This is a genomic window from Agrobacterium sp. CMT1, from assembly GCF_037203725.1.
GTDB classification, from domain to species: Bacteria; Pseudomonadota; Alphaproteobacteria; order Rhizobiales; family Rhizobiaceae; genus Agrobacterium; species Agrobacterium pusense.
On the sequence record NZ_JBBCAR010000007.1, the window covers coordinates 563,579 to 576,787 of the forward strand.

Consider the following 13,209-nt stretch of genomic DNA (forward strand, 5'->3'; position numbering starts at 1 on the left):
GACTGTGAATGCAAGGAGTGTAAGGACATGAAGACGATCAAAGGCCCGGCGATTTTCCTCGCGCAATTTGCCGGAAACGAGGCCCCTTTCGATACGCTCGACAATCTCGGCCAATGGGCGGCTTCGCTCGGCTACAAGGGCATCCAGGTGCCGACCGACCCCAAGCTCTTCGATCTGGAAAAGGCTGCGAAATCCAAGGACTATTGCGACGAGATCAAGGGCCGTCTGGCCGAGATCGGTGTCGAGATCACCGAGCTTTCGACGCATATTCAGGGCCAGCTCGTTGCCGTTCATCCCGCCTATGACGAGATGTTCGACGGTTTCGCTCCGGCCGAACTGCGCGGAAAGCCGCAGGCGCGGCAGGAATGGGCGGTCAATCAGCTGAAATGCGCAGCGAAGGCGTCGCGGCATCTCGGCCTCAAGAGCCATGCGACCTTCTCCGGCGCGCTCGCCTGGCCGTTCGTTTATCCGTGGCCGCAGCGCCCGGCGGGCCTTGTCGAAATGGCCTTTGCCGAGCTCGGCAAGCGCTGGACACCCATTCTCGATGCCTTCGAGGAAAATGGCGTGGATCTCTGCTACGAGCTGCATCCGGGTGAGGACCTGCATGACGGCGTCACCTTCGAGCGATTTCTCGAAGCCACCGGCGACCACGCGCGCGCCAACATCCTCTACGATCCCTCGCATTTCGTGCTGCAGGCGATGGATTATCTCGGCTTCATCGATATCTACCACGAGCGTATCCGCGCCTTCCACGTCAAGGATGCCGAGTTCAATCCAACCGGCCGTTCCGGCGTTTATGGCGGGTATCAAAGCTGGGTCGATCGGCCGGGCCGTTTCCGTTCGCTGGGCGACGGGCATGTCGATTTCGGCGCGGTTTTCTCGAAGCTCACCCAATATGATTTCGATGGCTGGGCGGTGCTGGAATGGGAATGTGCGCTGAAGCACCCGGAAGACGGCGCGCGCGAAGGCGTCGCCTTCATTGAAAACCACATTATCCGTGTGACCGAGCGGGCCTTCGACGATTTCGCCAAGAGCGGCGTCGATGATGCCGCCAATCGTCGCCTTCTCGGCCTCTGAAAGGGATAGCCATGTCTTCCACACCAAAAAAATTCGACAGCCGCCGTATCCGTCTCGGAATGGTCGGCGGCGGTCAGGGCGCCTTTATCGGTGCGGTGCACCGCATCGCGGCCCGGCTGGATGACCGTTACGAGCTCGTGGCCGGAGCGCTTTCCTCCGATCCCGCGCGTGCGGCCGCTTCGGCAACCCTGCTCGGCATCGCGCCGGAGCGTTCCTATGCCTCATTCGAGGAGATGGCCGCGGCAGAGGCCGGTCGAGACGACGGTATCGAGGCAGTCGCCATCGTGACGCCCAATCACCTCCATTTTGCGCCCTCAAAGGCCTTTCTCGAGGCCGGTATTCACGTCATCTGCGACAAGCCTGTGACCGCGACACTTGAGGAAGCAAAGGCGCTGGCCGAGATCGTCAGGGCGTCGGACAGCCTGTTTGTCCTGACGCATAATTACACCGGCTACGCCATGCTGCGGCAGATGCGGCAGATGGTGGCTGACGGAGCCATTGGCAAGCTGCGCCACGTTCAGGCCGAATATGCCCAGGACTGGCTGACCGAGGCGGTTGAGAAGACCGGTGCGAAGGGGGCGGAATGGCGCACCGATCCCAGCCGCTCCGGCGCGGGCGGGGCCATCGGCGATATCGGCACCCACGCCTTCAACGCCGCCGCCTTCGTTACCGGTGAAATCCCGAAGAGTCTTTATGCCGACCTGACCTCTTTCGTGCCGGGCCGGCAGCTGGATGACAGCGCCAATATTCTTTTGCGTTACGAAAGCGGCGCCAAGGGCATGCTTTGGGCAAGCCAGATCGCAGTCGGCAATGAAAACGCGCTGTCGCTGCGGGTCTACGGCGAAAAGGGCGGGCTTGAATGGCACCACCGCGTGCCGGATGAGCTGTGGTTCACCCCTTACGGCGAGCCGAAGCGGCTCATAACCCGCAACGGCGCAGGCGCAGGAGCCGCGGCCAACCGTGTCAGCCGCGTGCCATCGGGGCACCCGGAAGGATATCTCGAGGGTTTCGCGACGATCTACCGCGAAGCCGCAGATGCAATCATTGCCAAAAGGGAGGGAAAAGCAGCCGCCGGGGAGGTGATTTACCCCGGCATGGAGGACGGCCTTGCGGGTCTCGCATTCATCGATGCCGCCGTTCGCTCCAGCCAGACCTCGACCTGGATCAATATCGATATCTAGGTCGCAGCCTATCGGAGGAGACGACACAGGGTGCCGAAGGTGATGCCCGGCAAAGGACACGTGTCGTCATATTGATCAAACGGAAAGGGAGTTACGCGTTTGAAAACGTTCAAGTCAAAATTCGCAGGCATGGCAGTCGTCGCAGCATTGGCGGCCGGTTTCGCAAATCCGGTTTTTGCCGATGACAGCAAGACCCTGCCGATTGCCGCGCAGATGTATACGCTGCGCAATTCCGGAACGCTGGAGGAGCAGCTGACGATCCTCAACCGCGCGGGCGTTTCCGCGGTGGAAACAGTGGACATGCAGAAGGTCAGCGCCAGCGAATTGAACACGCTTCTCGAAAAGCACAAGATCAAGGTCATTTCCTCGCATGTGCCGATCGACAAGCTGCGCGGCAATCTCGACGAGGTCATCACCGAACAGAAGGCTGTCGGCAACCCTGTCGTGACCGTACCTTTCCTGAAGCCGGAAGACCGACCGAAGGACGCCGCAGGCTGGACCGCCTTCGGCAAGGAACTGGGTGGCTATGCGGACAAGCTGTCCGCTGCGGGCCTTTCCATGGCCTATCACAACCACGACTTTGAAATGGCCAAGTTCGACGGCAAGACGGCGCTGGAACTGTTGCTCGACGCCGCCGGCCCGAAACTGCAGGCCGAAGTCGACGTCGCCTGGGTGGCGCGCAGCGGCAATGATCCCGCAGAATTCCTCGGTACCTTGAAGGGCAAGGTTTTTGCCATCCACGCCAAGGACAATGCACCGGCGGGGACGGCGGAAAACGAACGCGGCTTCGCCATACTCGGCACCGGCACGCTTGACTGGAAGACGATCCTGCCGGCGGCCAAACATGCCGGCGCAAAATGGTTCATCCTCGAGCACGACCTTCCGCTCGATGCCGAAGCGGTCGTAACCAAGGGCAACGCGTTCCTCAACGAACACCTGCCGACCATTCAGTAAACGCTGCCAGTAAAACCAGAACCGCTCCCCGGCGGCCGGTTTCGGCGGGGAGCATGAGGTTCGACAGACGCATGTCCATTTTCCGCCGCGCCGCGACGGGAAGCGCTTTGCCCTGTCGTTTTTTCCAAGCTCACATCGGAGGAGTTATCATGGCAAACAATCATTATGATGCGATTGTTGTCGGCTCGGGCATCAGTGGAGGCTGGGCCGCAAAGGAACTCACGCAGAAGGGCCTGAAGGTTCTGATGCTGGAGCGTGGCCGCAATATCGAACACGTCACCGACTATCAGAATGCCGACAAGGAAGCCTGGGACTACCCCCATCGCAACCGCGCCACGCAGGAAATGAAGGCGAAATATCCCGTTCTCAGCCGCGATTATCTGCTGGAAGAGGCGACGCTTGGCATGTGGGCCGATGAGCAGGAAACGCCCTATGTCGAGGAAAAGCGGTTCGACTGGTTCCGCGGTTATCATGTCGGCGGCCGCTCGCTGCTGTGGGGACGCCAGACCTATCGCTGGTCGCAGACCGATTTCGAGGCCAATGCAAAAGAAGGCATCGCCGTTGACTGGCCGATCCGTTATGAGGACGTGTCCCCCTGGTATGACTACGTCGAGCGCTTCGCCGGCATTTCAGGCAGCCGCGAGGGATTGGACATCCTTCCAGACGGGGAATTCCTGCCGCCCATTCCTCTCAATTTCGTGGAGCAGGATGTCGCAAGCCGGCTGAAGAAGGCGTTCAAGGGCACGCGCCACCTCATCAATTCGCGCTGCGCCAACATCACCCAGGAACTTCCCGATCAGGAACGCACGCGCTGTCAGTTCCGCAACAAATGCAGGCTGGGCTGTCCTTTCGGCGGCTATTTCAGTACGCAGGCATCCACCCTGCCGGCAGCGGTCGCTACGGGAAATCTCACGCTTCGTCCCTTCTCCATCGTCAAGGAAATCCTGTATGACAAGGACAAGAAGAAGGCGCGGGGTGTCGAGATCATCGATGCCGAGACAAACCTGACCTATGAATATACCGCCGACATCATCTTCCTGAACGCATCGACGTTGAACTCGACCTGGGTGCTGATGAACTCGGCCACCGATGTCTGGGAAGGCGGGCTTGGCAGCAGCTCCGGCGAACTCGGCCATAATGTTATGGATCACCATTTCCGCATGGGCGCCACCGGCCAGGTGGAAGGTTTCGAGGACTTCTACTTCAAGGGCCGTCGCCCGGCGGGCTTCTACATTCCGCGGTTCCGCAACACCGGTGACGACAAGCGCAAATATCTGCGCGGTTTCGGTTATCAGGGCTCCGCCAGCCGGTCGCGCTGGGAGCGGGAGATCGCGGAACTGAATATCGGCGCCGATTACAAGGAAGCGCTGACCGAGCCGGGCGGCTGGACCATCGGCATGACCGCCTTCGGTGAAATGCTGCCCTATCATGAGAACCGCGTGAAGCTGGATCATGAGAAGAAGGACAAGTGGGGCCTGCCGGTCCTTTCCATGAATGTCGAGATGAAGCAGAACGAACTCGACATGCGCGAAGACATGGTCAATGACGCCGTCGAGATGTTCGAGGCGGTCGGCATCAAGAACGTCAAGCCCAGTCGTGGCAGCTATGCACCGGGCATGGGCATTCACGAAATGGGAACGGCCCGCATGGGACGCGACCCGAAAACCTCTGTCCTTAACGGCAACAACCAGGTCTGGGATGCGCAGAACGTCTTCGTCACCGATGGCGCCTGCATGACTTCGGCCTCCTGCGTCAACCCGTCCTTGACCTATATGGCGCTGACGGCGCGTGCGGCCGATTTCGCCGTTTCCGAACTGAAGAAGGGGAACCTGTGATGAACAGACGCGAACTGCTGAAACTCATAGCCGTTGCGACCGGCCTGCCGCTGATCGGTGCGGATATCCTGACAGCCGCCGAAAACGCTGCCAGGCCCGCCGGGGGTGCCCATGTCTTTACCCCCGAGGAAATCCGCTTTCTGGACGAGGTGGCGGAAACCATCATTCCGCGCACCTCCACGCCGGGCGCGAAGGACGCGGAAGTCGGTGCATTCATGGCCGTCTATGCGGCCGATTGCTACACTGACGAACAGCGGACACTCTTCCTTTCGGCCATTTCCGACATCGAGAAACGCAGTCAGGCCGAACACGGGAAGGCCTTTGTGGCTTTGACCGCCGAACAGCGCCAGGCGCTGCTTTCAGTGCTGGACAAACAGGCCAAAGCGGAGCAGTCGCCGGCAAAACCGCATGCTTTCACGCTGGTCAAGCAGCTGACACTGCTTGGTTTCTTCACCTCGAAGATCGGCGCCACGGAAGTTCTCGTCTATGACGAGATTCCCGGTGGCTTCGAGGATCGCGTTCCCTACAAGAAGGGCACGCCCGCCTGGGGCACGACCTGAAGAAAATCGCCGGCCCGTCTGCTTCCGCGGACGGGTCGTACTCAAGCGGCAAGACAAGGATGACACGATGCGCAAAATAACAATCATCGCGGCGGCAATGTTTGCCGCAAGCGCCATTCCTGCTTTTTCGGAGGGCGATGTTGCCAAGGGCGAGGCCGTCTTCAAGCGGTGTTCCGCCTGTCACGCCATCGGTGAGGGCGCTAAAAACAGGGTCGGCCCGCAGCTTAACGGGATTATCGGCCGCGCGGCGGGCGGCGTGCCGGACTATACTTACTCGGCAGCGATGAAAAAAGCGGGCGAGGAAGGCCTCGTCTGGACGCCGGAAGAATTGCGGGCATTCCTGAGCGCGCCCAAAAAGAAAATCCCTGGCAACAAGATGGCGCTGGCCGGCATCAGCAAGCCGGAAGATCTGGACAATCTCATTGCCTATATCGAAAGCGCGGCTTCGAAACCTGCAGAGTGATGGCGGCCGAGGCGGGGGATGATAGGCTGATCCTCCTTCCGGCTGCTGCCGGGAGAGGACGGCCAATGTCATAGAACCCGCCCCGCTTCCTCGATGAATCTTCGCACCAGCGGCAGATGTCGTCTTTCGGCAAGGCAGATCGCATATTCATCGATGAGTTCGGTGGCATCGCAGAGCGGCACGAAGGAAAGGCGCGCGTCGTGACCGAATTCCAGATCGGCCACCACGCCGCATCCCACACCGTTGGCGATGGCTTCTCGCACGCCCTCGCGGGAGGAGATTTCTATGACGGGCTGGATGGAGATGCCGTGATCGGCAAGGTTCTTTTCGAAGATTTCGCGGGTGCGCGATCCCCGTTCTCGCATGACGAAGGACAGGCCTTCAAGCTCTGCCACGAAGACGCTCTCCCGCGCCGCCAGCGGGTGAAAGACGGGCACGCACAGGCCAAGCCGCATGCTGAGGAATTTGACGCCATAGAGGCGCGGATCATCAGGTGCACGGGCGGTAATGGCGACATCGGCGCGATAATCGATGATCTGTTCCATCACCCGCGCGGAATTGTCCACCGAAAGCGAAAAGGTAAGCTGCGGCCGCTCGGCCTTCAGGCGCGAAAGAATAGGCAGCGGCAGCACGGGACCATCGGCAGCGACGCGCAGATGCCCGCCCGCAGAACCCGTATCGCCGCGCAGGAAGGCCTTGGCCTCGTTTTCGGCCTGAAACAGGCGCGCGGTGATTTCGAACAGGCGTTCGCCCTGCGGGCTGAGGCTCACCCCCCGCGGTTTTCTTTCCAGAAGGTTCACACCGCTGATCGCCTCCAGCTCGCGCACATGGGCTGAAAGGGTGGATTGGCTGATCGCCATGTCCCGCGCGGCCTGAGAAAAACCGCCCGATTGCGCGACGATGTGAAAGGCCTTCAGCTGGGTGGTCGACATGAGATCCTGTTCTGCCGGCGCTAGCGCCGTGTGCGCCTTCCTTCTGCCGTGCGGTTATCGGCGAAAACGCTGACAACACCATGACGCCCGCGGGAAGGCTTCGTTTACCCTGTGGCGTAACCGATGGCGGCCATGGGAAATCGCTATGGCGCGTTTACACTTTGTTAGGAATTCGTCATCCGGGCGTTAGCCCCTGCCTCTAATCGTGCCGCCATGGCCTCGGCCAATCCGTTTCACGCAAAAAGGCCCAAGAGATGACGACTTCGCAAAACTCGATCGCCAACCCCATCGAAACCTCTTCCGATTGGCTGCTGAAGATCCCGGACCTCTCGCAGCAGCAGAGCATTCTCGTTTCGCCTGGTGGCACCGGCACGGTAACGTCCTACAGCCTGGTATATGACGTCTATTTCCCTTCGGGCGGCTCCACCGAATGGATACCTTTCCTTCAGACGGATCTTACCAACAGCAACGACGGTGACATTTTTGGCTCTGCAAGCAGTGCCAGCTACGGTATCGGCATCGGCGGTAATTATCGCGGCACGGCCAAACTGGATGCCTGGAACCGTATTGGTGTCACGATCGAAAAGAATTCGAACGGCACCGTTTCGATGAATAAATACGTCAATGGCGACTATATCGCGACCCAGCAGATATCGTCCAACCCGGGACGCTTCGCCATCGACCTGTCCAAAGGCTTCCTGATCTTCTCGGATGAGGATAGCGAAACATCTCCCGGCTATCTCAGCAATTTCCTCTTTCTCCAGAAAGTGCTGACGAAGGCCGAAATGTCCTATCTGGGCGCAGCAAAAGCATCGGGTATTCTGCCGGATGCAATGAAGCAGGCGGCAGAGCAGACAGGCGCTCTCGAAGTCCGTTTCTCGGAAGGCTCGGCCGCACCCGCAATCGGCACGGGAACGATTACCGCAAAGGGCACCACGCTCGAATTCACGACGCCTGCAAAGGCTAACGTCCTGGGAATTGGCGAGACGGCCCCTGTCGATCCGTCGGCCGTGGCAAAAACTGCCATGATCAAGGACATGATGGTGACGCCCGACGCGGCAAACGTGACGATCGATCTGTCGAAGTACTTCTCCGGCGAAAAGCTTACCTTTACCGTGCAGAACAGCGAAAACAAGGTCGTGAATGCGGTCCTTGCGGAAGGCAACAAGCTGACGCTTGACTTTGCCGAACTCGGCCATTCCGACATTCGTGTGACCGCGACGGACGCTGCCGGCAAAAGCATGGCCGACGACTTTCGTGTGCGTGTGGCCGGCCCGAACGCCTATACGATCGCGGTTTTTCCAGACACGCAGGACTATACCTCGAACGATGGCATCAAGCATCTCTTCGGCGACATGACGCAGTGGCTGGTCGATAACCGCCAGAGCCACAACATCGTCTTCATGAGCCATGTGGGCGATATCACCCAGAACAACCAGTCGTCCGAATGGGATATTGCCGAAGCTGCGCTGCGCAAGCTCGATGGCAAGCTGCCCTATGCGCTGCTTCCCGGCAATCACGATCAGGGCTCGTCCGGCAACGCCGCAAACCATTCTTCCGACCAGCTGGACAGCCGTTTCTCGGCTGCAAAGCAGGCGGCGACCAATGCCGGCACCTTCGGGGGCGCTTACGATCAGGAACAGGCCGCCGCCCGCAACACCTACAGCACCTTCACCGCGCCTGATGGGACCAAGTGGTTGTCCATTTCGCTCGAATTCGGCCCGCGCGACGACGTGATCCGCTGGGCGGGCGATGTGATCGAGAAGTTTCCCGACCATCGCGTGATGCTCGCAACGCATTCGCTGACGAGCTATGCCGGCCGTCAGGACAATCTGGCCTTGCCGCTCTATGACGAAGGCGCCGGCTACGATTACGGTATGCGCACCGACCAGCGCGGCGCAAACGACGGCGAATATGTCGCCCGCGTCTTGTTGTCCCGTTATCCGAACATCGTCATGACCTTCTCCGGTCACATCTTCGGCGATGGCGCAGAAACCGACATCACCTACAACCAGTATGGCGAGCCGGTCTTCCAGTTCCTGGTCAACTACCAGAACGGCGTATCCCGCGAAATCACCGGTAATGGCATCGAGTCGCGCGGCAATAACGGCGGCAACGGCGCGATACGCCTGATCACCATCGATCCGGACAATAACCGCATCTCCACCGAAACCTACTTCACCGCCTTCGACGATTACCTCGACGGTTACCGCAGCAAGCCGGAAATCGATCGCAACGGCCTGACCGGTTATTATCGCGGTCATCAGGAAGTGTTCGAAAACGTCTATGTCGGTGCAGGCAAGGCGCGCGCCATGGCCGATGCCGGTGACGACATCGTCGCCAATGCGGCAACCGGTGCATCGAAGGCAAGCGTTAACCTCTCAGCGGCCAAATCACTGCTCTCGGCAGACATCAAGAAATTCGTCTGGACGGACAAGAACGGCGATGTGGTTGCCGAAGGCAAGGAAGCGGTTGCCGATCTTTCGCTCGGCAAGCACAAGCTGACGCTGACTGCAACCGACGCCAACGGCGTCAAGACCACCGATAAGATTGATGTTCTCGTTCGCGGCGACCGCACCCTGCTGGTTGAAAACTTCAATGACGGCAAGGCGGACGGCTGGGGCACCAATTTCGGCGCGACCGATGGCAACACCGGCAACTTCCTGCTCAAGGGCACGGTATTTTCGCGCTCGAGCACAACGGACGGCCTTGCCGCTCCGGAGGCAGCGCTCTTCGACCAGAGCGATGCGACCGGCAACAAGCTTGTTTATATTGGCGGACAATCGGCCGGCTGGAGCGACTACGTCCTGGAAGCGACGCTCATCCAGCTCGATAATGACGCAATCGGCGTCTACTTCTATTACAAGGACGCGAACAACTACTACCGCTTCTCGATGGACGGAGAAACGAACCGCCGCCAGCTGATCAAGGTTTCGGGCGGCAATGAAGTTCTGCTCGCCTCGGTCAATGAGGGCGTCCAGTATAATATGGAGCTTCCGCTGACCGTCTCGGTCGTCGGCGGCGTCATCAACGTCTTCCTGGGTGACAAGAACGTCTTTGGCGGCCCCGTCGTGGATGCGACGTCGCCGCTCTCCGGCGGCACGGTTGGCGTCTATTCCAGCGGTCAGCGCGCCTCGGTTTTCGATGACATCGTCGTCACGCGCGCGGTCACGACCGCCAAGGCCGGGATCGACCAGCGGGTCTACGACCTGGATGGCGATGGCAAGGCTTCCGTCACGCTCGATGCATCCGGCTCCTTTGGCCCTGAGCATCTGACTGGCTTCGTCTGGACGGACCTCGACGGCAATGTCGTCGCCACAGGCAAAAAGGTCGACGTCGCGCTCGATACCGGCATCAACAGGCTGATCCTGAAGGTCACCTCCGCCAACGGTGCCGTTTCGACCGATCGCGTTGATGTTACGGTCGTGGAGAAGGCGAAAATTCTCGTTGCCGAGGATTTCTCCTCCGCAGAAGCCATGGCGCGCTTCAAGATTGTTGACGAGGGTGAGTTCGGCGGTATCGGATCGGATGGAAAGTCCTCTGAGTGGTTGATTTCCAACGGCAGGCTGGTTCAGACAACCGAGCTTGCAAGCCGTGAGCTGACCTGGAGCGGCGCAACCAACTCCGACTACTGGAAGCGTGGCTGGAGCCCGATGGGGGACGGCGTCAACGTGCTGCGCCTTGGCACTTATGCGCTCTTCAACGACCCGGCAGCGCTGGCATGGACCGACTACGCCATCGAAACGACTTTCCAGACACCTTACAAGGACGGCCTCGGCTTCCTGTTCCGCTACAAGGACAGCAAAAACTATTACAAGCTCGAACTGGATGCCGACGGCATTCTTGATCGTACCCCGAGCAATGGCGCCGGCAGCATCTTCAATCTCGTCCGGATGCGAAACGGCATCGAGGAAATCCTCGCTCAGGTGCCGGGCAAATATGAGCCTGGCCAGGATACGAAGCTGCGCGTCGAGGTCATCGGCGACAAGATCACCGCTTTCCTCAACGAAGAGGCGCTGTTTGCCTATCCGATCGGCGATCGCGAACTCGACGCGGGTACTTTCGGCCTCTATTCCTGGGGTAATAAGGGTCTGGCCTTCGACAATCTGACGGTGGTCAATCTGAAATCCGGCCTCGAGGCGGGCACAACCATCAACGGCACGGAAGCGCGCGACACCCTCGTGGGTACAGATGCCGATGAAACGATCTTCGGCCACGGGGGCGATGACCGGTTGATCGGCAACGCCGGCAACGACCGCCTAGCCGGCGGCGATGGCAACGACGTGCTGATGGGCGGGGCAGGGCGTGACGCGCTGTCCGGCGGCAACGGTGACGACGTGCTGTTTGGCAATGAGGGCAACGATATCGTCTCCGGCGGTCTGGGTGACGACGTCATCGAAGGCGGTACCGGCAACGATCTGCTGCTGGGCGGTGATGGCTCCGACACCTATGTCTATGGCCGCGGTGACGGCTCCGACGACATCGTCGAGACCGCTGGCGCAACGGGCGACAAGGACGTTCTCGTTCTGCACGATATTGCCAGAAACGAAGCCGTCCTGCACAAGTTCGGCGACAACGTCGAAATCGAATTCGGCAACGGTGAAAAAATCTCGCTGCGCAGCCAGCTCGCTGGCGGCGGTCTAGAACTGGTGACCTTCGCCGACGGAACGCTTCTCAACCGCGATGCGATCGTCAAGGGTCTTGTCAACCGTGGCCCGGTTGCTGCTGCCGATACGCTGGCTGCAGTCGATGAAGATGCGGCATCCTTCCTTATTTCCTTCGCCACATTGCTGGCGAATGACAAGGACGCCGATCTCGACCAGCTGGCGGTGACGGGTGTCTCCCTTGTCGCGGGTGGAACAGCGGTTCTGGAGGAAAACGGCATCCGCTTCACCACGGCTGCCGATTTCAACGGCACGGCGTCCTTCAGCTACAGGATCACTGACGGTCGCGGCGGTTCGAGCGAGGCGACGGCAAGCTTCACCGTCAAGCCTGTCAATGACGCACCTGTTGCCGCCTCCATCGCCGTCAAAACGGAAGAGGATGTTGTCCTGAAGGGCAAGGTCGTTGCATCCGATATCGATGGCGATACGCTGACCTTCGCCATCAAGGCTGATGCCGGCGCGGCGAAGGGCGAAGTCAAGATCGACGCGGCGACCGGTGAGTGGGTCTATACGCCGAACGCCAATGTGAATGGAACCGACAGCTTCACGGTCGTCGTTTCCGATGGCAGGGGCGGCAGTGCCGAGAGCGTCGTCTCCGTGACGATCAATCCCGTCAACGATGCGCCCGTGGCCGTAGACGACAGGATCACCGTATCGGAAAAGGATAACGCCAGCTTCGATCTGGTCGCCAACGACACGGATGTGGAAGGCGATCGCCTGACGCTCATCAGCGTCGCAGTTGCAGGCGTCGCGGGCCTTGCCCTGACCAGCGAACAGGCAGCTGCTGCCTTCTCCGTGGTCGATGGCAAGCTGGTTGTCGATCCTTCCTCGGCTTTTGCGGCCCTGGAAGATGACCAGCAGGCGGTCGTGACGCTCACTTATTCGGTCCGCGACGCCAATGGCGGCGAAGCGCACGGCACGACAACCGTGACTGTGGACGGCTACACCGAATACACCATCGTCAGCGGTACTGACGGTAACGACGTCCTGGTGGCTGGCGATGGCAAGGACATGCTGGAAGGTGGTGACGGCAACGACACGCTGCTGGCCGGTGCCGGCAACGACGTGGTGGATGCGGGCGCCGGCAACGACCGTGTGGTTGCTGGTGACGGCAACGATATTGTCGAGGGCGGCGCCGGTAACGACGTGCTGATGGGCGGCGCCGGCAATGATGTTCTTCACGGCGGTGCTGGCAACGACCATCTGAACGGCGGATCGGGCGATGACACGCTGATCGGCGGGGCGGGCAACGATGTGCTGACCGGTGGCAGTGGTGCGGATACCTTCGTTTTCGCGGCCGGCAGCGGCCGGGATGTGGTGACGGACTTCCAGGCCGGGGCCGACGGCAAGGATGTCGTCGAACTCTCGAAGGACGTCTTTGCGGATTACCAGGCGTTTATCGCCTCCGGGGTCTTCACGGATGGCGACCACGGTGCCGAGATCGCCTTCAAGGACGGGTCGACGATTACCTTCGATGGTGTGAAGACCGAGCAATTCGTCATCGACGACTTCCGCTTCGCGTAAACCACAGGGGCGCATCCAT

The 13,209-nt window shown here is 60.2% G+C and carries 8 protein-coding genes; 7 read left to right on the plus strand and 1 reads right to left on the minus strand.

Features of this window, described 5'->3' with window-relative positions; all coding sequences use genetic code 11:
• Positions 1 to 27 precede the first annotated feature (27 nt).
• The 6 genes from WA845_RS11235 to WA845_RS11260 all read left to right on the plus strand — a co-directional run bounded on the left by WA845_RS11235 (position 28) and on the right by WA845_RS11260 (position 6,070).
• On the plus strand, positions 28 to 1,077 hold the full coding sequence (locus WA845_RS11235; protein ID WP_006698392.1) for a sugar phosphate isomerase/epimerase family protein: 1,050 nt from the start codon (positions 28 to 30) through the stop codon (positions 1,075 to 1,077).
• A gap of 11 nt (positions 1,078 to 1,088) precedes the next feature.
• Positions 1,089 to 2,258, plus strand: a complete 1,170-nt coding sequence (locus WA845_RS11240) for a Gfo/Idh/MocA family protein (RefSeq protein WP_004445391.1) — start codon at positions 1,089 to 1,091, stop codon at positions 2,256 to 2,258.
• A gap of 99 nt (positions 2,259 to 2,357) precedes the next feature.
• Complete coding sequence (locus WA845_RS11245) at positions 2,358 to 3,212, plus strand: sugar phosphate isomerase/epimerase family protein (protein WP_037091376.1); 855 nt, start codon at positions 2,358 to 2,360, stop codon at positions 3,210 to 3,212.
• A 149-nt stretch (positions 3,213 to 3,361) separates the two neighbouring features.
• Complete coding sequence (locus WA845_RS11250; RefSeq protein WP_112553737.1) at positions 3,362 to 5,047, plus strand: GMC oxidoreductase; 1,686 nt, start codon at positions 3,362 to 3,364, stop codon at positions 5,045 to 5,047.
• Positions 5,047 to 5,607, plus strand: coding sequence for a gluconate 2-dehydrogenase subunit 3 family protein (locus WA845_RS11255; protein WP_006698388.1), 561 nt, complete (start codon positions 5,047 to 5,049; stop codon positions 5,605 to 5,607). The genes WA845_RS11250 and WA845_RS11255 overlap by 1 nt, the downstream gene beginning before the upstream one ends.
• A 67-nt stretch (positions 5,608 to 5,674) precedes the next feature.
• Complete coding sequence (locus tag WA845_RS11260; protein ID WP_004445382.1) at positions 5,675 to 6,070, plus strand: c-type cytochrome; 396 nt, start codon at positions 5,675 to 5,677, stop codon at positions 6,068 to 6,070.
• Between the two features lie 68 nt (positions 6,071 to 6,138).
• Here the strand turns inward: WA845_RS11260 and WA845_RS11265 are convergent, their stop codons facing one another.
• On the minus strand, positions 6,139 to 7,002 hold the full coding sequence (locus WA845_RS11265; protein WP_035206959.1) for a LysR substrate-binding domain-containing protein: 864 nt from the start codon (positions 7,000 to 7,002) through the stop codon (positions 6,139 to 6,141).
• 254 nt (positions 7,003 to 7,256) lie between these two features.
• Here WA845_RS11265 and WA845_RS11270 point away from each other — a divergent pair, with 254 nt between their 5' ends.
• Complete coding sequence (locus WA845_RS11270; protein WP_337322328.1) at positions 7,257 to 13,190, plus strand: Ig-like domain-containing protein; 5,934 nt, start codon at positions 7,257 to 7,259, stop codon at positions 13,188 to 13,190.
• Positions 13,191 to 13,209 lie beyond the last annotated feature (19 nt).